Origin of the sequence: Onishia niordana, from assembly GCF_004798965.1 — a bacterium.
Taxonomy (GTDB): domain Bacteria; phylum Pseudomonadota; class Gammaproteobacteria; order Pseudomonadales; family Halomonadaceae; genus Onishia; species Onishia niordana.
On the sequence record NZ_SDSD01000002.1, the window covers coordinates 237,646 to 259,704 of the forward strand.

The following is a 22,059-nucleotide window of genomic DNA, read 5'->3' on the forward strand; positions in this document are numbered from 1 at the left end:
CTTCCCCATGTGGCATTCCGCAACGGTTCGTTTAAGTCTTGGCTTTGTGGCCCTGGCCATCTTCTGCCTGGGCATCGCCGACTTATCGATTACCGCTCACGAACCCTGGCATGAGCTGCTGCGACTCTTGCAGGGCCTGGTGCAGCCGGATATCAGCGCGGTCGATGATCTGGGGGTCGCGCTGCTGCGGACCCTGGCTTTCGCCTTTGTTGGCGTGGGGCTCGGCGCCGCGGCAGGCTTCCTTCTGGCACTGGCCTTCCGCTCACGCCTGGTGCGCAGCGCCTGCGCCTTCGTGCGCGCCATCCATGAACTGTTCTGGGCACTGATCTTCCTGCAGTTTTTCGGCCTGCACCCGCTGACCGGAGTGCTGGCCATCGCCCTGCCGTATGCAGGGGTATTCGCCAAGGTCTTTGCCGAAATTCTCGAAGAGACCGACCCCCTGCCCGAACACGTGCTGCCTGCCGGCAGTGGGCGGCTCTCGGCCCTTGCCTTTACGCGGCTGCGCGATGCCTGGCCACACCTGGTCAGCTATACCAGTTACCGTCTCGAGTGTGGGCTGCGCTCAAGCGCCGTGCTGGGCTTCGTCGGCATGCCGACGATCGGCTTCTACCTGGAATCCGCCTTTGCCCAGGGCCACTACAACACCGTGGGTGCCCTGCTGCTGCTCTTCTACGTGTTAATCGCCACCCTGAGGCTCTGGGTGCGTCCGCTGCTGGTGCCGGTGTATCTGGTGGTGGCGCCCTTCTGCCTGGGAAGCGGGCTGCCGATCGTGTGGAGCAACGTCTCGCGATTTTTCACCGAGGACATCGTGCCGGCGCCACTGCGCCATGGGGAGGGGGTATCCGGCCTTGCCAGCTGGTTTGGCGACCTCATGGCCCATGAGGCGCTGCCCGGTATCTGGCATACCCTGGTGCTGACCCAGATCGCCCTGGTACTGACCGGCATACTCGCACTGGTACTCTATCCGCTGGTGTCACGCCATTTCTTTCAGCGGCGTTTTGATCAGAACAGAACGCATCGCTCTGGTAACGCTAAGCCGGGCAACCGCTTGGCCCATCTACTGGGCCATGGGCTCCTGGTGGTCATGCGCTCGACCCCGGAGTACCTGCTGGCATTCATCCTGCTGCAGCTGTGGGGGCCGTCGATGCTGCCGGCGGTGGTGGCGCTTGCCATTCACAACGGCGGCATCATCGCCCACCTGGTCGGGCGTCGCAGCAACGAGGTCAACCTGCGCCCGGATGCGCCTCAAGGCCTCGAACGCTATGCCTATGAGCTCACCCCGCGCCTCTACGGCCCCTTCCTGGCGCTGCTGTTCTACCGCTGGGAGATCATCATGCGCGAGACCGCCATCCTCGGCATTCTCGGCATCACGACCCTGGGGTTCTATGTCGACAGCGCCATTCAGGAGATCCGCTTCGATCGCGCCATGGTGCTGATTCTGATCACCGCCCTGCTCAACATCGGCGTCGACGTCTTCGCTCGGCATCTGCGCGCCAAGCTGCGCCTGCGCCATACCGCCAACTGCGAGCCCTGAGCGACCAACACCGTCAGTCCTGTGTCTTGGCCGCCCGGGGCCCGCCTGACGCCAGCCTAAAGCAACCGGCCTGCAGGCATGGCACTCACTGACAATGCCTAGTCAGGCAGGTCGGTCACCGCACCCGTGGAGGCGGAGCTCACGGTCTTGGCGTACTTGGCAAGCACGCCGCGGCGGTAGCGCGGTGCCGGCTGCTGCCAGGCGGCACGTCGACGCTCGAGCTCCGCTTCGTGCAGCGCCACCGTGATGGTATCGGCCTCGGCATCGATGGTGATCTGGTCGCCATCCTCGAGCAGCGCCAGCGGTCCGCCGTCGAAGGCTTCCGGCGTGATATGGCCGACCACGAAGCCGTGGCTGCCACCGGAGAAGCGTCCATCGGTGATCAGGGCGACCGAATCACCGAGCCCGCGCCCCATGATCGCCGAGGTCGGCGTCAACATCTCGCGCATGCCGGGACCGCCACGCGGGCCTTCGTAGCGAATCACCACCACGTCCCCGGCCACCACGGTACCATCGTTGATGCGGGCCTGGGCCTCTTCCTCGGAACCAAACACCCGGGCGGTGCCGGTGAAGCGCACGCCTTCCTTGCCGGTGATCTTGGCCACCGCTCCTTCAGGTGCCAGGTTGCCATGCAGAATGCGCAGGTGGCTCTCCGCCTTCAGCGGCGCATCGAGCGGGGCAATGATGCGCTGATCGTCAGGATACGGCGCCACGCCGGCGAGATTCTCGGCAAGCGTCTGGCCGGTCACGGTCAGGCAATCGCCGTGCAGCAGGCCTCCCTCGAGCAGCATCTTCATCAGCGGCTGGATGCCACCGATCTCGACCAGCTCACTCATCATGTAGTGGCCGCTGGGGCGCAGGTCGGCGAGCACCGGGACCTTCTTGCCGAGCCGGGTGAAGTCCTCGAGGCCCAATTCGACGCCGATACTGTTCGCCATTGCGATCAGGTGAAGCACCGCGTTGGTGGAGCCGCCCAGTGCAATCACGATGGTGATGGCGTTCTCGAAGGCCTCACGGGTCATGATGTGCGAGGGACGAATATCGTGCTCGAGCAGCTCGAGCACCGCGGCGCCGGCAGCGGCGCAATCGTCGCGCTTGGCCTGGGAGATGGCGTTCTGTGCCGAGCTGCCCGGCAGGCTCATGCCCAGTGCCTCGATGGCCGAGGCCATGGTGTTGGCGGTGTACATGCCACCACAGGCGCCGGGGCCGGGAATTGCCGTTTCCTCGATGCGCTTGACATCGATCAGGTCAAGATCTCCCTTGGCGTGGGCGCCCACTGCCTCGAAGACCGAGACGATATCGGTATGTTTCTCGCCAGGCAGGATGGTACCGCCATAGACGAACACGCCGGGGCGATCGAGGCGCGCAAGCCCGATCAGGCAGCCGGGCATGTTCTTGTCGCAGCCGCCGATCGCCACCAGGCCATCGAAGCCCTCGCAGCCGGCCACGGTCTCGATGGAATCGGCGATGACTTCCCGCGACACCAAGGAGTACTTCATGCCCTCGGTGCCGTTGGCGATGCCATCGGAAATGGTGATGGTGTTGAAGATAACGCCCTTGCCACCGGCGTCGTCGGCCCCGGCTTTGGCCTCGTCGGCGAGGCCGTCGATATGGCTGTTGCAAGGCGTGACCTGACTCCAGGTCGAGGCGATGCCCACCTGCGGCTTGGTGAAATCGTCATCGGTAAAGCCCACCGCACGCAGCATGGCGCGACTGGCGGACTTCCCGAGGCCATCGACTACCGGGGCGGAATAGCGCCGGCGTGGATCCTTGGGCGTATCAGACATGGAGCCTCCTATCAGCGGATTGATCATCAAGACCCGAATAGTGGCCGCCATGTTATAGCCTTGCAAACCCTTGATGGCCTGCTAGCCGATACGGGGGGCAAATGACGGACGCAGCGATGCGATGACAACACTCAGCACCGTCGAGGCGATCAGGGCACCGAGGAAGGGGGCAAGGGTCGGCACGCCCCCGGGAAAGCTTGCCGCCATAAGCCCTGACATGACACTGCCTTGGGCCACCCAGCCGGGCATGACCGCGCCGAGAAGCCCCGCAAGACCACCCGCCACCGCCGCCGTCGTGGTCATGCGCGACCACAGGCCGAGCAGCACCGGCACCATCGCCGAGGCACACAGCAGATCGGCAATCAGAAACAGCCGCAGCACCGAGAGATTCTGCAGCGCCAGCACCACCACCGGCACCATCAACGCCACCGTCAGCCAGCGGGCCATCGGCAGGCCGAGCCCCGTGCGGCCACTGACACGTCCATCGCCCACCGACAGCGAGGCAATGCCGTTCTGCAGTGTATCGACGCTTGAGGCTACCAGGGTCACCGCCAGCACCAGGCCCAGCAGCTTGAGGCCGGCCGGGGCATCGATCAGCAGCGCGAAGAACGGCATCGGGGGCTCACCAAGCGCGACGCCCGACATGGCAGCGAGGATGCCAAGGCCCCCCACCACCGCGACCACGGCAACGGTGATCAGGCCGCCGAACAGCGCCCCGCGCCCCAGCGCCTGACCGCTCTTCGCCGCCCAGACCCGCTGCCAGTAGCCCTGGTGGAAAAGGTTCGCCGCCGTCACCGCGATGACAAGCGTCAGCGCCACGGACAGCGCACTCCCCGTGGGTATGCTTGGCAGCGCGGCGCCTTCCGGCAAATCCGGCAGCCGCGACAGGCCCAGCCCGCCGACGATCAACAGCAACGCGATCAGGAGCAACGCCTGCCAGCGGTCAGTGGCTAGACTCGCCCGCAGCCCACCAAGCGCCGTGTAGAGAAGAGTCGAGACAGCCACGCCGATGACCACCAGCGCCGGTGGCACATCAGACAATAGCGCCGTGATGCCGCCGATGGCCGTCAGCTCCGCCGCCAGGAAACAGGCCATGTAGAGCACCGAAATCAGCGACACATAGCGACGCACACCGGCCCCGTAACGGCGTTCGGCGAACTCGCCAATGCTGCGCCCCTCGGGCAGATAGCGACGAATCGCCGGCCCGCAGGCGGCAAGCACCACGAAAGGCAGCGCCGCGCCGATAGCATAGCCGGCAAGCGCAATCGGCCCCACGAAGGCACCCACCTCGGGTGGCGCAAAGAGAATCCAGGCCCCCATGCCGGAGGCCAGAAAGGATAGCCCCAGCGTCGAGGCGGTCTGGGAGTTGCGGGCGGTGACGTAGTCATCGACCACATCGCCGGCAAGCGCTCCATGGGTGCGCCGGGCGCGCAGGCCAAGCCAGGTAAACAGCAAAAGCGCCGCGACCAGCGCGGCAAACGTCAGGTAGGGCATGTCGCACTTCCTCCGCCGGTATCAACCGGATCAGGTTCCAGGGTCAGCACGCCGTGCACTCTCAGTCCGACTCGCCTCTGCCTAAAGCGTCAGCGCGGTCGGGGACTCCCCTGGCGACAAATGAATGAATTGTGTAGGACGGTACGATTATCGCGCGTCAGGGCGGTGTCGTCACCCATGCAGCCGGATCATCTTTTTCGTCCAGATTAACTTTTCCTAAGGTAATGTCAGCGTCAGCCGATAATCGATAAACCCACAGATCGTCTAACTTCAACAATCACCTGCAGGGAATTGGGATGAAATACACGGAAGCCAAGGAACACGCCGAAGGGCGCCTTCACAGAATCTTTGCCATGCCCTATGAGGCCTTCGACAACGAGGTAGCCGAGCGCAAGCTGCATTTGCGGGTGGCCCTGGACGCCCTGCTCAAGAAACCGCTACGCGATGGGCGGCTTTGCCTTAAGGTCATCCATGGCTGGGAAAACGGCGCCTTCGCACCGGGTGATCTGCACCATCACGACTTGATGTTGCGCGACGAAAGCGACATTGCCACAAGCTTCGCATTCTATCAGCAGGCGTTGGCGGACCTGACACCACTTCCGAGTGACGACGAATCGCTTCTCGCCGCCCCCCTGGCCAACGCCATCGCCTCGGCAGAGCAAAACGGCAAGCATATCGATGTTGAGACCCGCGAAAGCCCCGCCCGCTGGCCCGATTTCCCTGGTGGCCTTGCTCTGTACACCTTCTTCAAGGTCTACCATCGACTGACGTATGGCGAAGACGATGCCTACCGCTCGATTTGCTGCCGGACTGCCGCGGGCGTGCGCGAGATCCACGAATTTCATCTCGAGGAAGGTGAATTCGCCGTGGTCACCCCCACGCCCGAAGACGCCCCAGGCAACGTGCAACTCATCCTGCACGTCAGCCAGGTTGAACCCGTATTGGCGTTGTTGAGCAGCGACCTTGCGGCATGATCGTTGTCCGAGGCGTCATCCGAGTGGTCTATTCAAACTCCACTACCTGACGCACGGCCTGACCAGCCGCAAGTTGTTCGAAGCCATCGTTGATGTCTTTAAGGGTCAGTACCCGTGACAGTAGTCGGTCAACGGGCAACCTGCCCTGCTGGAAGAGAGCGACGTAGCGACCGACATCGCGCACCGGCACGCAACTACCCACGTAGCTGCCTCGCAGGGTGCGCTCCTCAGCCACCAGGCTGACCTGCTGGATGGCCACCTTTCGGTCGGGATGGGCGAGCCCGCCAGTGACCGTCAGGCCGCCACGACGGGTGACCTGGTAGGCGAACTCCAGGGCCTTCTCCGAGCCTGCCATCTCGATGGCACAATCCACGCCCCCCCGTGTTGCCTCTCGCACCTGCTCAGCGCAATCCGTATCGGCACTGTTGAACACCCGTGTCGCGCCCAGCTGCTTGGCCAACGCCAGCTTGTCATCATCCAGGTCGATGGCGATCACGTCGCTGGCACCGGCTACCAGAGCACCCAGCACACTGTTGAGCCCCACCCCACCTAAACCGATCACTGCCACCGTCTGGCCGGCACGGATGCCCGCCGAGTTGATGGCCGCCCCCACCCCGGTAAGCACGGCGCAGCCAAACAAGGCGGCATGCCTAAATGGCAAACGCGGGTCGATCCTGACCAGAGAGTTTCGTGACACCACCGCATGGTCCGCAAAGGCGGAGACCCCGAGATGATGATTGACCGGCGTGCCATCGGCACGGTGCAGGCGATGGCCGCCCCCCACCAGGGTGCCAGCATTGTTGGCCTTGGCCCCCGGCTCACAGAGCGCCGGCCGACCCTCGGCACATGGCGCACAGTGACCGCAGCTCGGCACGAAGACGGCCACTACATGGTCGCCCTCGGCAAGATCGGTGACGCCTCGTCCCACCGACTTCACCACCCCCGCCGCCTCGTGACCAAGCGCCATGGGCACGGGCCGAGGCCGGTTGCCGTCCATCACTGATAGGTCCGAATGGCACAGGCCGGCGGCCTTGATCTTTACCAGCACCTCATTATCGCCCGGAGGAGAGAGCTCGAGTTCCTCGATCACCAGTGGGCGGGTGCGTGTGTAGGGGCGAGCGCTCCCGATTTCCTGCAGCACGGCGGCATTGATCTTCACGAAATGGATCCTTGTTGTTGTGTTTTGAGGTCTCGTTTTGAGGTCTCAGGAAATAGGCAATACCCCACGTTATGTCAGTATTTTTCGCGGCGGCAATTGAACTTAGGTCAGCTTCCAGCCCGACGGACCAGAGCGTCATTGCGCGACGTAACCGTTGAGGATAACCGCGCCGTTACCATGGGCGATGCTGGTGCACGCCTGATATTTTCCAAGACATGATGACCAGTGAAGCGAGTTTTACCGCAGGCCCACCAATTGATGAATATTAGCTATCAGCTTCTTGAGTAAAGAAAAATTGAAGCTGTGAGTGCCGCCACTAAGCTGACAAGTAGCGCAAGGGTAAAACACATCGTCCCTTCTACTGTCTGACATGAGCATGTCAATCACCCAGCGGGTGGCGTGGTTACGGGACAAACGGACGTGACAGGGGCTTTAGCCCCCTCAAGCAGAGATGACGGGAGATAACGCGATGGACGAAGGACAGCACGGCAACAACGCAGGCAAATGTCCGGTAATGCACGGCGGTCAGACGGCCAGCGGTCATTCCAACACGAACTGGTGGCCGGAATCCCTGAATCTGGACATCCTCCATCAGCATGATCATAAGTCCGACCCGATGGGCGAAGACTTCGACTATCGAGAAGAGGTCAAGAAGCTTGATGTCGCGGCACTCAAGAAGGACATGCACGCCCTGCTGACCGACGGCCAGGACTGGTGGCCGGCCGACTGGGGCCATTATGGCGGCCTGATGATACGTATGGCCTGGCACGCGGCCGGCACCTACCGCCTGGCCGATGGCCGCGGTGGCGGTGGCACCGGCAATCAGCGCTTCGCGCCCCTCAATAGCTGGCCGGACAACGGCAACCTCGACAAGGCCCGCCGCCTGCTGTGGCCGCTCAAGAAGAAGTACGGCAACAAGGTCAGCTGGGCCGATCTGTTCATCCTGGCCGGCAACGTCGCCTACGAGTCGATGGGCTTCAAGACCTTTGGCTTCTCCTTCGGTCGCGAGGACATCTGGCATCCCGAGAAGGACATCTATTGGGGAGCCGAGAAGGAATGGCTGGCGCCCTCCGATGAGCGCTACGACAACGTCGACAAGCCAGACACCATGGAGAATCCGCTGGCCGCGGTGCAGATGGGCCTGATCTACGTGAACCCGGAGGGCGTGAATGGCCAACCCGATCCGCTCAAGAGCGCCGAGCAGGTTCGCGAAACCTTCGCGCGCATGGCCATGGACGATGAGGAAACCGCAGCACTGACCGCCGGCGGCCACACGGTCGGCAAGACCCACGGCAATGGCGACGCCGAGGCGCTCGGGCCGGAGCCGGAAGGCGCCGATGTCGACGCGCAGGGCTTTGGCTGGCTCAACCCCAATCTGAAAGGCAAGGCCACCAACGCCGTCACTTCCGGTCTGGAAGGGGCCTGGACGACCCACCCCACCCAGTTCGACATGGGCTACTTCGACATGCTGTTCGGCCATGAGTGGGAGCTCAAGAAGAGCCCCGCCGGTGCCAACCAGTGGGAGCCTGTCGATATCAAGGAGGAAGACAAACCGGTCGATCCCACGGACCCGTCCATCCGGCATAACCCGATGATGACCGACGCGGACATGGCGATGAAGATGGATCCGACCTATCGGGCCATCTGCGAGAAGTTCATGAAGGACCCGGAGTACTTCAAGGATGCCTTCGCGCGCGCCTGGTTCAAGTTGACCCACCGCGACATGGGGCCGAAGTCGCGCTACATCGGGCCGGAAGTACCCAGTGAAGACCTGATCTGGCAGGATCCAGTGCCCCAGGGCGAGACCAACTACATCGAAGAAGTGGTCAAGGCGAAAATCGCGGAGGCGGGCCTAAGCCTCAACGAACTCGTCTGCACCGCCTGGGACAGCGCGCGCACCTTCCGCGGCTCCGACATGCGCGGCGGCGCCAACGGGGCCCGAATCCGCCTGGCCCCGCAGAAGGACTGGGCCGGCAACGAGCCGGAGCGCCTGGCCAAGGTCCTCAAAGTCTACGAGACGATCTCCGCCGACACTGGCGCCAGCATCGCCGATGTCATCGTGCTGGGGGGTAATCTGGGCATCGAGCAGGCCGCCAAGGCAGCGGGCCACGAGGTGCATGTGCCCTTCTCCAAGGGCCGGGGCGACGCCACCGAGGCGATGACCGATGCCGAATCCTTCGAGCCGATGGAGCCGCTAGCCGATGGCTTCCGCAACTGGCAGAAGAAGGATTACGTGGTCAAACCCGAGGAGATGCTGCTCGACCGCGCCCAACTGATGGGACTGACCGCGCCGGAAATGACCGTCCTGCTCGGCGGCATGCGGGTGCTGGGCACCAACCATGGCGACACCCCGCATGGTGTGTTCACCGACCGCGTCGGCCAGTTGACCAACGACTTCTTCGTCAACCTGACCGACATGCGGAATCGCTGGGAGCCCACGGGCAAGAACGCCTACGACATCGTGGATCGCAAGAGCGGCAACACCAAGTTCACCGCGACCCGGATCGACCTGGTGTTCGGCTCTAACTCGATTCTGCGCTCCTATGCCGAGGTCTACGCCCAGGACGACAGCGAGGAGAAGTTCGTCAAGGACTTCGTGGCCGCCTGGACCAAGGTGATGAACGCCGATCGCTTCGATCTGTCCTGATGCCTCACTCACCCGCCGTCTTGGCGGCGGGCTTCCCTCACCCACGCAACACGAAGCGCGCCGGCCCTTGGGCCGGCGCGCTTCGTTATACCTTCCACTCCTCTATTCAACTCCCCTCTCTGGCCTCCGTTCAGCTCTCCCCATCTCGTTTTTCTTTCTAGCCCACCCTTGCCGCCTCCTCTGGCGCTGGGTGAGCAACGCCCGTTCTCCCTGCCAGGCTACTCGCGCGAGGGCAGCGACGCGCGGCCACCGGGGCCGCGCCATAGGCTTGCCAGCGAGACCGCCAGAACCGACATCAGCACCAGCGCCAGCGACGGCACCAGCACCGCCCAGGGCGCCCGCTCGAGGTAGGGCATGCTCTCCGCCAGCAGCAGCCCCCACTCTGGCGCCGGTGGACGCGGACCAAGCCCCAGAAAGCCGAGTGCCGCCAGCGCCAACGCCGTGCCGGGCAGACGCAGCATCGCGTGGCGAAACACCGGCCCGATGACCGGAGGAAGCACGTAGCGCCAAAGCAGGCGCCAACGCCCCACGCCGAGCATTGGCGTGATGCGGATATGCGCCTGCCCCATCGTCTCGGTCACCAGAGCAGACGTGTGTGCAGCCAGCGGCGCCCAGCTCACGGCCGTGACGGCGATCACCGCGCCGGCGGCACTGGGCCCCATGAGCCCGGCGACGATCAGCCCGGCGATGACGGGCGGCGTGGCATTGGTGATCTCGATAGGACCGGCCGCCAGCCGCGGCATCAGGCCAATCAGTATTCCCAGCACGAAGCTGACCCACACCGTGACCAGCGCCATGCCCATGGTAGAAAGCGCACCATGACTCACGCGTGCCAGGATATCCCGCCCGACACCATCGGCGCCCAGAGGAAGTGCCAGACTGGGTGGCTGCAGGCGCAGGTAGGCCGAGCTCATCGGGTCGCGCCCGAGCCCGGCAACAATGATCAAGAGCAGCAGCAGCCCCGCCATCGCCGGCACGACCCAGCGACCGCGGCCGCCACGATTCACGCAGGCGGCGACTGGCACCGCCCCCGCCCGCATCGCTCCGCCCAGCAGCAAGGAACGGCCAAGGTTGGCGAGGCCGCCCAACACGATGGCGATGGCAAGCAGAATCAGGATGCCGGTCTGCAGTGCCGGCAGATCCTGGGCCTCGGCCGCGCCGAGTGTGGCGCGGCCGAGGCCCGGAATGGAGAAAACCTGCTCGACGGCGATCGCACCGCCGGTCAGCCCCACCATTACCAGGCCTACCTGCGGCATCAGGCTCGGCAGGGTGCGCTTGAGCACCGCCAGCACGATGCGACACCGCGAGAAACCCGCCATGTGCCAGGTCGCGACCCAACGTTCGGCGAAGGCCGACGTCATCGCGTCGCTGAACAGCCGGCCCAGCAGACCACCCGCCGGCAATCCCAGCGACAGCGCCGGCAGCACCAGGTGGCGCCACTCGCCCCAGCCATAGGGCGGCAGCCAGCGCAGCCAGGCCGCGAACACCACCAGCAGCAACGCGGCGAGCAGAAACTCCGGCAGCGCCGTGATCGCGGCCCCGACGGCTCCGGTGGTCGGCGCCGGGCGTCCCGCGAGGCCGCGGCGCAGCGCCGGCAGACAGATCAGCAGGGTGGTAACAAACGCGACGCCAAGCGCCGCCGCCATCAGTGTCAGCGAGACGCCCGTCGCCTTCAGCATGCCCGGCAACACCGGTGTGCCGGAGATCCAGGAGATACCGGCATCGCCGTGCAATAGTCCCGTGAGCCAATGCTGCAACTTCTCGAGCGGCTCCATGTTAAGGCCCAGCTGCGTGCGAATGGCCTCGAGCGCCTCCTGGGTCGGGTTCTGGGCACCGGCCCGCGCGCGCAGGATGCTCAGCGCCGGGTCACGTCCCGATAGCCAGGGCAGCAGGCCGACCAGCAAGATGACGACGACGAGCGTGATCAGTCGCGATAGCGTCGGCAGCAGTGCGCCCCACTCGATGATGCGCCACCGCGACGGCCGTGGGCCTGCCGCGGGCATATCCCCTGGGTTACTCGCCGTCATCGTCGATGAACCGGGTATGCTCGTTGATCAGCTCGCGCTCGCGCGGGTCGCGCACGGCGCCGGCGACGCGCACGGATTCGCCCTGGATGACACGTTCGTGGAGCATCGGCACGGCGGCATCGGTACTCAGGATCGCGGCTTCGGCGTCGATGATCGCCTTACGGCGCTCAGGCCCCGGCGCCAGCTCAGCGGCCTTCTCAAGCGCCACCTCGACCTCGGGGTCACAGAGCTGGGCAATGTTGAAGGAGCCCTCACAAGAGAAGTCGCTGGCCATGTAGGCCACCGGATCGCCGGAATCGAGCATGGTCGCCCTGGACAGAATGAAGGCATCGAACTCGCCGGCCAGCATGTCGGCCTCGATATGCGCGTACTGGCGTACCTCCTGCTGAACATCGAAGCCCGCAGCCTCGAGCTGCTGCTCCACCAGCACCGCGACCTCGGGCAGTTCGGCCCGGTCGGTGAAGGTGCCAAGCGTGATGCTGGCGCCATCGGCGGCCGCCGGCGCGGGCCGTCCGTCCACCGGCGAGCGCAGGCCTTCGGCCCATTTCAGGGCCGGTCCCAGCAGGCCGTTGGCGACATCGGCACGGCCCTCGTAGACGGTGCGCACGATGGCGTCGCGATCGACCGCCTCGCGCGCCGCTGCCCGCAATTCGGGGTCCGCGAGGGGCCCGGACTCGGTATTCAGATAGAGGGTATTGGTGCGCGGCATCGGCACCTCGTGGATCCGTTCGGGATCGATCAGCGCGACCTGAGAGACCGGCACGGCCTCGACCACATCGGCCTCGCCGGTGCGCAGCGCCGCCCCCCGTGCCGTGCCATCCGGCACATAGTCGGCGTCGATGCCGGCAAGCTCAGCCCGCTCACCCCAGTACTCCTCATAACGGTCGAGATGGGCGCTCTGGGTGCCGTTGATCTCCTCGAGCACGAAGGGCCCGGTGCCGGCCTCGATCGGATTGACGGTGCCGTTGTCGCGGTAGGCCTTGGCCGACATGATCGCCAGCTGCGGACTGGATAGCCGGTTGGGCACCAACGGGTCGGCCTCGGCGGTACGCACGATCACCGCGTCATCGCCATCGGCCTCGATCTCCATCGACACGCCGTCCAGGATGCGCGGCTTGGGCGCCGCCTGGGTCGCGGCGGTCAGCGAGGCGACCACGCGCTCGGCGGTCAACGGGCTACCGTCGTGGAAAGTGACCCCGTCACGGATCGCGAAGCGCCAGGTACGCGGATCGCGCCGTTCCCATTCGGTGGCCAGGAAGGGCTGCGGACTGCCGTCGTCATCGAGGCGGATCAGCGTCTCGGCGGTGCTCCAGCGCGACAGCTTGAAGGCATCATCGGTCAGCGGGTTCAGCCCGGAGCGCGGCGGCTGCAGCATGGCGACCTTCAGGCGCCGATCGTCGACTTCAGCGGTCTTGGCGGAATCGCCCTCGCTGGAAGAAGGCTCGGTAGACGATTCTTCCTGCTGGCAGCCGGCCAGCACCAGCAGAGAAAGAAGCGTGAGCGGAAGCGGCAAGGCATGGCGAAGGGTCAAGGGGCTAACTCCTGGGAACGAAAGGCCGGCGTGGCGGCATGAGGGGGAAATAAGGTGAAATCCTGGCCCGACAGGGTCGACGCCGCCTGGATCAGCGCCGCCGTGCGCGCATGCGCGGGAGAACGGAAGAGTGCCTCGGTGGGGCGATCCTCGATGATCGCACCGTCATCCAGCACGATGGTGCGCTGACACAGCCGACAGACCACCGAGAGGTCATGCGAGATCACCAGCAGGCCAATGCCGGCATCATGATGGAGCGATTTCAGTAGCTGGGTGATCCTTGCCTGAACCGGCAGATCGAGGCCGCTGAGCGGCTCATCGGCCAGCAGCAGCCGCGGACGCACGGCGACCGCCCGGGCGATGGCCACGCGCTGGGCCTGTCCACCGGAGAGCTCGGCGGGACGACGCGTCAGGTAACGCTCGTCCAGGCCAACCTGCTCGAGCGTCTCCCTCACCCGTGTCTCGTGGACACAGTCGATTGCCAGCCGCGCCAACGGCTCGCGAATCAGCTCGCGAACGCTCATATTCGGGTCCAGCGAGGCGGCCGGATCCTGAGGGATGTACTGCACGGCGCGCCGATACCAGCGCAGCGAGCGCACAGAGCCGGGCACGATGCGCCGCCCCTGGCAGACGATCTCGCCGCTGTCGGCCCGTTCAAGGCCAAGCATCAGGCTCAGCAGCGTCGTCTTGCCGGCACCGGACACACCGGCCAGGCCAATGAGCTCCCCCGGGCGGATGCCAAAATCGATGTGCTTGAGTGTGTGGTGTCGCTCCCGGCCCTGCCAGAGCCGCCACGGCCCGGGCCTGGACTTGTTCAGCCCGGCGACCCTGAGCAGTGAACCATCGTCGTTGAGTGTGTCGTCATTGAATGTGTCGCTCCACATAAGCTACCCCGTCATCTCATGCCGTGGCGCCAAACTGGCCGTGGAGGCAACGGCATCCTGCTGGATCGCCGAGACCAGCTCCCGGGAAAACGCATGCTGCGGGTCGGCCATGAGCTGGGCCAGGGGGCCGCTCTCCACGAGCCTACCGTCGTCGATGATCAGCGCCCGCTCACAAAGCGTTGCTGCGGCATTCATGTCATGGGAGATAAAAAGCAGCGCTGGCGTATCCGCCGTCCCCGTGCTCTCACGCAGCAGCGACAACACCTCGCCCTGGGTCAGGACGTCGAGGGCCGTGGTCGGCTCATCGGCAACGATCAGCGCCGGTTTGCAGGCCAGTGCCAGCGCCAGGCAGACGCGCTGGCGCTGGCCGCCGGAAAGCGCCGCCGAGGAGCGCCGGGCAACCTGCTCCGGGGCATCGATCATCATTCGCCCCAGCAGCTTGACGACTGCACGCTGCGCCTCCCGGCGAGAGAGCCCATGAAAGCGCATGAAAGGCTCTCTCAGCTGCGCGCCGACACTGACCAGCGGATTCAGCGCGGCATGCGTGCTCTGGAAGACCATGCCGGCCCGAGCCGCCGGTGGGCGCCGTGTCGCGCGCACGCCACCGACCTCGAGGCCATTGATATGAATGTGACCGCTCAGGGTAGTCCCGGGTGGCGGGATGCCGAGGATCGCCCCGGCGGTGAGGGATTTGCCCGAACCGGACGGGCCAATCAGGCAGACGCGCTCGCCCTTGCTCACCTGGAAAGACAAGTCATCGACCGCGAACCGTCCGCCAAGACGCATGCGTAGGTTATCCACCCTCAGGACGGGGGCAGTTGAGTTTGATGTCATGTGAAATGCCTGCCTTGGCCTTGCCGATGCTTGGAGGAGCTTGAAAGAGGGCTTAAAAAAGGAGAGGTTATATCATAACAAAAATAGCGAAGGCAATATCGTACCTGGCCTGCCCGCCGCGGCCATCATGCCTCGGAGGCACAGCGCACGACGCCATCGGCCAGTTGGCGCAGCAACTGTGGATAGAGGTCGGCATTGAGTGGCAAGTCGACGCCCAGCGGGTCGATGACAAGCGATGTTTCAACCCCGGTACCCTCAAACACGCTCTTCACCAACGCCGGGCTGAATTGCGGCTCGCGGAAAACGCACTGAACACCGAGTTCGGCAACGTGGTCCTGAATGGCGCGGATGCGTGCCGGGCTCGGATCCGAGGCATCGCCCAGAGAGATCGCCCCCAGCGCCTGAACATCGAAACGGGTCTCGAAATACTGGTAGGCATCGTGGAACACGATGAAACGCGCATCGCGAGCGTCGGCAAGGCGGTCATTGAGCTCATCGACCAGGGTCTCAAGCTCAGCCTGTCCCTTGGACGCATTGCGACGATAGACGTCCGCATTAGCGGGATCGAGGTCAGCAAGCGACTCGGCGATGGCCTCGAGCCAGGCCTGGGCATTCACTGGATCGAGCCAGCCGTGTGGATCCATTCCCTCGTGGCTATGGCTATGGCCGTGGTCGTGGTCGTCATGTGCATGGATCTCGAGCGCTGCTCCCTGGCGATACGCGAGCTGCCGTGTACCGGCGGTCTCCATCAGCGCCACTTTCAGCGCCTCGTCGGCAAGCGACTCACGAGCCCCGGCCAGCCAGGGCGTCAGCGCATCGCTGACCCAGAACACGGCATCGGCATGCGCTAGCGCCTCGGCCTCCGAGGGGCGCATGGCGTAGCCATGAGGCGAGGCCCCCGGCTGAATCACCAGATCGGGCGAGCCAAGCTCTCCCATCACACGGTCGACCAGAGAGTGGACCGGCGGAATATCCACGGCCACCGCAGGCACCTCGGCGGCAGCGAACGCGGGCACCAGCAGCCAAGGCAGGCAAAGCGAGCGTAACAACGTGTTCATCTTCATCTATTTCTCCAGGGGGCGCAGTCGACAGAAGGCGATTGTGACACATAATGTTATGATATAACATTATCATTAGCATCAAGCCCATACCGGAGAATCGCCATGCCGCTGCTGTCAATCGATGACCTGCACGTCGCCCTCGGGGGACAGACCGTCCTCCAGGGCATCGACCTGCACCTCGATCGCGGCGAGATCGTCACCCTGGTCGGACCCAATGGCTCCGGCAAGTCGACCCTTTTGCGCACCATCATCGGCGCCGTCCGGCCGGCAGGTGGCCGGCTCGTGCGTCAGACAGGCCTCACCATCGGCTATGTCCCCCAGCGGCTGGCCATCGATGCCACTCTACCGATGACGGTCACCCGCTTCCTGAATCTGCCGCGTCGCCACCCACTGCAGGCGATACGCCAGGCCCTTGAGCAGGCCGGCATTCCCGGACTGGGTCAGCAACAGGTAGCAGACCTCTCGGGTGGCCAGTTCCAGCGCGTCCTGCTCACCCGGGCGCTCCTGGATAAGCCCGACCTGCTGCTGCTCGACGAGGCGACTCAGGGTCTCGACCACCGCGGCACGGCCGACTTCTATCGCCAGATCGCAAGCGTGCGTCGCGACTTGGGCTGTGCGGTGCTGATGGTTAGCCACGAGCTGCATGTGGTAATGCGCGCCACAGACCGCGTGGTCTGCCTGAACCGCCACATCTGCTGCCAGGGCACGCCCGAGCGAGTCGTCAGCTCGCCGGCCTATCAGGCGCTGTTTGGCCCCGATACCGATGATGCCCTGGCGCTCTATCATCATGACCGCGACCGCCATGCCCCTCCTGTCGACATGGCCGCACCGCAGCCCACCGAGACAAGCCGCCTGGAGGCCAGCCCCTGATGTTCGATGACTTCATGGTTCGCGCCGCCCTGGCCGGGCTCGGCGTGGCATTCGCCGCCGCCCCGCTGGGCTGCTTTGTCATTTGGCGGCGAATGGCTTACTTCGGCGACGCCACCGCCCATGCCGCCATCCTCGGCGTGGCGCTGTCGCTGCTGCTCTCAACCTCCCTCTTCGTCGGCGTGCTGCTGGTGTCCTTGCTGATGGCCACACTTGTCTCACTGCTCAACGGCCGGGGCTATGCCATGGACACGCTGCTCGGGGTCATGGCGCACTCGGCGCTCGCCTTCGGCCTGGTGGCGGTATCCTTCTCATCCGGGGTACGCATCGACCTGACGGCCTACTTGTTCGGCGACATCCTGGCCGTCGGCAAGGACGACCTGGCACTCATTGGGACCGGCGCGCTGCTGGTTACAAGCCTGGTGGGATGGCGCTGGTCGGCACTGCTCACCGCCACTTTGGACGCCGACCTCGCCCGGGCAAGCGGCATCGATCCCAGACGCGAGCAGTGGGTGCTGACGCTCTCGCTGGCCATCGTTGTGGCCGTGGCGCTGAAGGTGGTGGGGGCGCTGCTGATCACCGCGCTACTGATCATCCCTGCCGCTGCCGCGCGGCCCTTTTGTCGCACACCGGAAGCCATGGCACTACTGACCGCCTTGATCGGGGCTGCCTCAACTACCGGTGGCCTGCAGACCGCCTACTGGCTCGATACCCCCACCGGTCCCACCATCGTCAGCCTGGCCGCCATCCTGTTTGCCCTGTCCGGTCTGGCCGGACTGTTCAAGCGTCGGATAGTAGGCGCCACCTCGTCCGCTGGGGTGCATCCTTGATGCACTTCGATGTAGAAGCCCGAGCGGCAGGCATGACCGTGTGCGAGTCCCCAGGACGGCCTCGTTTGCGGCATCCCCTGCGAGTGGCCACGTTTAAAGCCTTATCGACGCCACGGTCTTGGTCTTAGTCATCGTCATGGGCACCATCATGGTCATGCGGATGAGGGCTGTGGTCTCGCCCATGGGCCGTGATACTCGGCAACAGGACTCCAGCCAGCGGTGCGAGAAGGCGTGATGGGGCGCACGACCAGGTATCCCCCGGTCAGACGGGGTGGGCCTTGCTTCAAGCGCAATAAAAGTTACGTTATATCATATCACTTATGTGACCCATGTATTTTCGGAGACCATGCCATGATGACGACCGCACAACGCCATGACGCACCCGGCTTACCTGACTCACACGACTCACCCGACTTTCCCGAGACACCCCGCCATGCCGAGGGCGAGGATATCAGCATCCTGCCCCGGATCTTCGAGGATGACATCAACATCGCCATCCTGCGCCGGCAACTCCCCAAGGAGGTACAGGCCGGCGTCAACGCCCAGCTCCAGGCGAACAGCGCGCTCTCCCTTTCCTGGCTGGGTCCACCCGGCGATGCTCTGCGCTGCGAGCTTGCGCAACGACTGCATGCCCCTGATGCCTGCGGTGCCCTCATCGAGGATATCGTGACGTTGGCCGAGGCCATGGCTTGCCTGTTTGACACCGAGGCCGTGGGACTGCGCCTGCGCCGCCTGGCATCCGCCATGTGTCCACGCTTTCACTGCGACCATCTGCCGGTGCGCCTGGTCACGACCTACCATGGCCCCGGCTGTGAATGGCTCCCCGAATGGGCCGTGAACCGTCAGGGTCTGGGGGCACCGCGGCCGGACAAACCCGAGATCGCCGCCGCCCCATCCGCCATTCGACGGCTCGGCACCGGTGACCTGGCGCTTCTCAAGGGCAGCGGGTGGATCGGCAACGAGGAACATGGCTTGGTACATCGGAGCCCCGACCTGCCGGCAAGCCATGAGCGACTGTTGCTGACGATAGATCCCGCCTGATCATGGCGGCTACCGTCCTGGATTAACGTCAAGGCCCATGTGGACACCTCCTGGCGGGTGGCGAGCCCGCCAGGGTCTCCCAGTCCGAAACGTCACACCGCGACATCCGGCGCACCTTGCTATCCATAACAACGTGCTATCCACAACAACTTGCTTATCCGTCACAACAAAGAACGGCCGCCATGCGTAACATGGCGGCCGTTTGCTGTAGCGCAGGTCTGCTTTCTAGTCCCTTTTCAGACCCTCTTTAGCCCTTTATCAGTCTGGTTGCCTCAGGTGCCGCAGAAAGTGCGAAGCACCTGTTCATTGGACTGTGGCGGCTGGCGATAGTCGACCTCGCCGTCAGGATCTTCGAAGGGCCGCGTCACGGCCGCCAGCAGCGATTCGAAGAGAGCGTAGTCATTTTGATCATCGGCCGCCTTCAAGGCATGCGCGACCTGATGGTTACGGGGAATCACCGCAGGATTGGTGGCGCGCAGACGCGCAACAATGGTCGCAGTATCGACATCCTCACGGGCCACACGCTCGCGCCACTGCACCAACCAGGAGGCGATGGCATCGGGAGTGTCGAAGAGCTCGATCAAGCGCGACTCGCCTTCTTCGCTCTCGAGCACATCAGCCAGGCGGCGGAACGTCAGGGTGTAATCGGCATGGCCAGCCTGCATGGCATCCAGCAATTGCTGGGCCAGCAACTCATCGTCGGCCTCGACGCCCAGAAGGCCCAGCTTGGCGCGCTTGACCGCGCCGAAGCTGGCCTCGAAATGCTCGGGGAAGGTCTCGATAGCGTCGGTCGCCATCTTGATGGCGCGTTCGCGATCCTCGTCGAGCAACGACAAAAGCGTCTCGGCGAAACGTGCCAGGTTCCACTGGGCGCTATGCGGCTGATTGGAGAAGGCGTAGCGGCCACGCTGGTCGATGGAGCTGAACACGGTGTCCGAGTCGAAGGTGTCCATGAAGGCACAGGGGCCGTAGTCCAGCGTCTCGCCGGAGATCGTGGTGTTATCGGTATTCATCACCCCATGAATGAAGCCCACCCCCATCCAGCGTGCCACCAGCTCAGCCTGGCGGGCGATCACGGCCTCGAGCAGCGAAAGGTAGCGCTCGCTACCGCTGAGCGACTCTAGGTGCGGATAGTGCCGCTCGATGGCCATATCGGCCAGGATCTGGACCGCCTCCACGTCGCGGCGCACGGCGAAGTACTGGAAGGTACCCACTCTAAGATGGCTTGACGCCACCCGTGTCAGCACCGCGCCAGGCTCGGCGAGGCTACGCACGATACGCTCCCCGGTAGTCACCGCCGCCAGCGCGCGGGTCGTCGGAATACCCAGCGCATGCATGGCTTCGCTGACCAGGTACTCGCGCAGCACGGGCCCCAAGGGGGCACGGCCATCGCCGCCTCGAGAGAAAGGCGTGCGCCCGGCGCCCTTGAGTTGCAGTTCACGAAGCTGCCCCTCGCGGTCAACGACCTCACCCAGCAGCAGGGCCCGGCCATCGCCTAGTTTCGGCACGAAGTTACCGAACTGATGACCGGCATAGGCCATCGCCAGCGGCGCACTGCCTTCAGGCGGCGCATTGCCTGAGAGCGCATCGGCGGCCTGCCCGGCGTCGAAGGCAGCCGCATCGAAGCCGAGTTCCTCGGCGAGCGCATGGTTGAAGGCCACTAGCTGCGGCTTGGTCACCGGGGTCGGGGCGCACTCAGCACTCATGCGCGCTGGCAAGTGTGCATAGCGAAGGGAAAAACTCGGGAACATGACGCCTCCTCAAAAACGGGCCCGCCTACCCTACAGGGACACGCCAGCGCGGCCAAGATTCCCTTCGGTCAGGTCTCAATATCAATCCAGCACGACGCGCTTACCCAATAAGCCACAGCCTCTTCGACATCTTCGCCCAACGCCAACGACTGAACTACGGTCCCTCGATCGGGGAGCCCGCGAGGCTACCTCGCCAGGTGGTCCCGTGTGCGATACGACCGGCAATAGTCACAATAATGCGGCAAGAAAGTCGGGGCGTCCCCGGCAAGAGGCGTCACTTTCCGCTATGGTCTCGGTAGTGCTGTTTCCTGTGCCTCTTGCTGCGCTTTCTCAGCGCCGCGCCGGCACGACCGCTCCAGGAGTCACCGTCATGTCCTCTGCCCCCGCTGTCTCCCGCCTCGATCAGCGCGATGATGATCTCGCCGAACGGGACGGCGACTCATCCGCTGCCCCGCTAGCCGACGATCTCGCCGTCGCTATCGACTACTACCGCCCGCCGGAGAGCGAGGCCCTGGGCCTAATTCGACTGCGCGCCAATAACGAAGGGCTTACCGAGATCGCCTTCGTCACCGAGGCGGAGGCAACCGAGCCGACCCACTCCAATGCCTTGACCGATCGCGCCCGCGCCCAATTAGAGGAATACTTCGACGGCCTACGCCAGACCTTCAATCTACCGCTCTCTCCCAAGGGCACCGATTTCCAGCAACGTGTCTGGCAGGCACTTGCCACCATTCCCTTCGGCGAGACCCGCTGCTACGCCGAAATAGCCGAGCAGCTTAACCGCCGTGGCGGCCAGCGCGCGGTGGGCCGCGCCAACGGCCAGAATCCGCTGGCCATCGTCGTGCCCTGCCACCGGGTGATCGGCAGTGACGGGCGCCTGACCGGCTATGCCGGCGGCATCGGTCGCAAGCAGTGGCTACTCGCCCACGAGGCCGGCGAAATTCCCTTCGACTTGGGGTGAAGGGCCACCAGTCAACATGAAATACCCCGGCCTTATGACTGCTGCAACTGCCGCCCCCTAGTCACCTGTCGACGAGAGAGCCGGGCATCGCCACGCTTGATAAAGGCTACAGCGGTAGATGCAGGATGGCGCCGCGCACGGCCGAGGCATCGGCCCACAGCTTGCCAAGCGTCAGTGGCAGCGAGAAGCGGCGCCGACCGGCGCCACCGGGATTGAACAGCAGCCGTCCGTCACGCCACTCGTTGCGTGCCTTGTGGGAATGGCCGTGAAGCACGGCATCGCATGGCGTCTCGGCATCGAAATCGGCGATGTCGTGCACCAAATGCAGACGCCAGCCGTTGATTGTGAGATCACGATGCCAGGGCATCTTCTCGGCCCAGTCTGCGGTGTCGACGTTACCGCGCACGGCGAGCACCGGCGCCAGCTCGCCCAGTCGCGCGAGAATAGCCTCATCACGGTCGCGACTGCCCACATCACCGAGATGCAGGATCAACCTACAGCCCTCCAGCATCGCCAATGCTTCGTCGCGCAGCGTGCCATGGGTATCGGCGATCACCCCGATCGGGGCGTCGATTGTGGCGTCGAATTCAACGTGATCGTTATTCATGCATCCGCTTCCCGACAGCCTCTTCAAGTGCGCGTCAGCGCCGCGTGCCAATCAGCGTAGGGCGAGTTCT

General features: G+C 64.6%; 17 protein-coding genes and 1 riboswitch. Of the genes, 7 read left to right on the plus strand and 10 right to left on the minus strand.

What is annotated here, in order from left to right; translation table 11 throughout:
• Positions 1 to 7: 7 nt before the first annotated feature.
• On the plus strand, positions 8 to 1,534 hold the full coding sequence (locus ETC27_RS05145) for a PhnE/PtxC family ABC transporter permease (RefSeq protein ID WP_136253933.1): 1,527 nt from the start codon (positions 8 to 10) through the stop codon (positions 1,532 to 1,534).
• A 98-nt stretch (positions 1,535 to 1,632) separates the two neighbouring features.
• Here ETC27_RS05145 and ilvD read toward each other — a convergent pair whose 3' ends face one another.
• Positions 1,633 to 3,321 (minus strand): dihydroxy-acid dehydratase, encoded by a 1,689-nt coding sequence (ilvD, locus tag ETC27_RS05150; RefSeq protein ID WP_136253934.1) that lies wholly within the window; start codon positions 3,319 to 3,321, stop codon positions 1,633 to 1,635.
• Between the two features lie 81 nt (positions 3,322 to 3,402).
• Complete coding sequence (locus ETC27_RS05155) at positions 3,403 to 4,815, minus strand: sodium:solute symporter family transporter (RefSeq protein ID WP_136253935.1); 1,413 nt, start codon at positions 4,813 to 4,815, stop codon at positions 3,403 to 3,405.
• Positions 4,805 to 4,937, minus strand: a riboswitch (TPP riboswitch). (Overlaps the previous gene by 11 nt.)
• A gap of 174 nt (positions 4,938 to 5,111) precedes the next feature.
• Between ETC27_RS05155 and ETC27_RS05160 the strand changes: the two genes are divergently transcribed.
• Positions 5,112 to 5,789 (plus strand): hypothetical protein, encoded by a 678-nt coding sequence (locus ETC27_RS05160; protein ID WP_136253936.1) that lies wholly within the window; start codon positions 5,112 to 5,114, stop codon positions 5,787 to 5,789.
• Positions 5,790 to 5,817: 28 nt separating this feature from the next.
• On the opposite strand, the gene ETC27_RS05165 is transcribed toward ETC27_RS05160, so the two are convergent.
• Entirely contained in the window at positions 5,818 to 6,948 is a 1,131-nt protein-coding gene (locus ETC27_RS05165; protein WP_136253937.1) for a zinc-dependent alcohol dehydrogenase family protein, read from the minus strand.
• A 469-nt stretch (positions 6,949 to 7,417) separates the two neighbouring features.
• Between ETC27_RS05165 and katG the strand changes: the two genes are divergently transcribed.
• Positions 7,418 to 9,595: a catalase/peroxidase HPI gene (gene katG / locus ETC27_RS05170; RefSeq protein WP_136253938.1), complete on the plus strand. Its 2,178-nt coding sequence runs from the start codon at positions 7,418 to 7,420 to the stop codon at positions 9,593 to 9,595.
• Positions 9,596 to 9,813: 218 nt separating this feature from the next.
• On the opposite strand, the gene ETC27_RS05175 is transcribed toward katG, so the two are convergent.
• From ETC27_RS05175 to ETC27_RS05195, 5 genes are all read right to left on the minus strand, one after another.
• Positions 9,814 to 11,598 (minus strand): ABC transporter permease subunit, encoded by a 1,785-nt coding sequence (locus tag ETC27_RS05175; protein ID WP_136253939.1) that lies wholly within the window; start codon positions 11,596 to 11,598, stop codon positions 9,814 to 9,816.
• A 10-nt stretch (positions 11,599 to 11,608) separates the two neighbouring features.
• The gene (locus ETC27_RS05180; RefSeq protein ID WP_136253940.1) at positions 11,609 to 13,153 is read right to left on the minus strand and encodes an ABC transporter substrate-binding protein; all 1,545 of its coding nucleotides are present in this window, start codon (positions 13,151 to 13,153) and stop codon (positions 11,609 to 11,611) included.
• Positions 13,150 to 14,037 (minus strand): ABC transporter ATP-binding protein, encoded by an 888-nt coding sequence (locus ETC27_RS05185; protein WP_136253941.1) that lies wholly within the window; start codon positions 14,035 to 14,037, stop codon positions 13,150 to 13,152. The genes ETC27_RS05180 and ETC27_RS05185 overlap by 4 nt, the downstream gene beginning before the upstream one ends.
• A gap of 3 nt (positions 14,038 to 14,040) precedes the next feature.
• Positions 14,041 to 14,871, minus strand: a complete 831-nt coding sequence (locus ETC27_RS05190) for an ATP-binding cassette domain-containing protein (RefSeq protein WP_240724806.1) — start codon at positions 14,869 to 14,871, stop codon at positions 14,041 to 14,043.
• A gap of 125 nt (positions 14,872 to 14,996) precedes the next feature.
• On the minus strand, positions 14,997 to 15,929 hold the full coding sequence (locus ETC27_RS05195; RefSeq protein WP_240724807.1) for a zinc ABC transporter substrate-binding protein: 933 nt from the start codon (positions 15,927 to 15,929) through the stop codon (positions 14,997 to 14,999).
• 105 nt (positions 15,930 to 16,034) lie between these two features.
• On the opposite strand from ETC27_RS05195, the gene ETC27_RS05200 reads away from it, so the two are divergent.
• From ETC27_RS05200 to ETC27_RS05210, 3 genes are all read left to right on the plus strand, one after another.
• A complete protein-coding gene (locus ETC27_RS05200) occupies positions 16,035 to 16,802 on the plus strand; it encodes a metal ABC transporter ATP-binding protein (protein ID WP_136253943.1) in 768 nt (255 codons plus the stop codon).
• Entirely contained in the window at positions 16,802 to 17,629 is an 828-nt protein-coding gene (locus tag ETC27_RS05205; protein WP_136253944.1) for a metal ABC transporter permease, read from the plus strand. The genes ETC27_RS05200 and ETC27_RS05205 overlap by 1 nt, the downstream gene beginning before the upstream one ends.
• Positions 17,630 to 17,980: 351 nt before the next feature.
• Positions 17,981 to 18,670: a DUF1826 domain-containing protein gene (locus ETC27_RS05210; RefSeq protein WP_240724808.1), complete on the plus strand. Its 690-nt coding sequence runs from the start codon at positions 17,981 to 17,983 to the stop codon at positions 18,668 to 18,670.
• Between the two features lie 272 nt (positions 18,671 to 18,942).
• Here the strand turns inward: ETC27_RS05210 and ETC27_RS05215 are convergent, their stop codons facing one another.
• Entirely contained in the window at positions 18,943 to 20,421 is a 1,479-nt protein-coding gene (locus tag ETC27_RS05215) for a protein adenylyltransferase SelO (RefSeq protein WP_136253945.1), read from the minus strand.
• A gap of 370 nt (positions 20,422 to 20,791) precedes the next feature.
• Here ETC27_RS05215 and ETC27_RS05220 point away from each other — a divergent pair, with 370 nt between their 5' ends.
• Positions 20,792 to 21,382: a methylated-DNA--[protein]-cysteine S-methyltransferase gene (locus ETC27_RS05220; protein ID WP_136253946.1), complete on the plus strand. Its 591-nt coding sequence runs from the start codon at positions 20,792 to 20,794 to the stop codon at positions 21,380 to 21,382.
• A 106-nt stretch (positions 21,383 to 21,488) separates the two neighbouring features.
• Here the strand turns inward: ETC27_RS05220 and ETC27_RS05225 are convergent, their stop codons facing one another.
• On the minus strand, positions 21,489 to 21,989 hold the full coding sequence (locus ETC27_RS05225) for a metallophosphoesterase family protein (protein ID WP_136253947.1): 501 nt from the start codon (positions 21,987 to 21,989) through the stop codon (positions 21,489 to 21,491).
• Positions 21,990 to 22,059 lie beyond the last annotated feature (70 nt).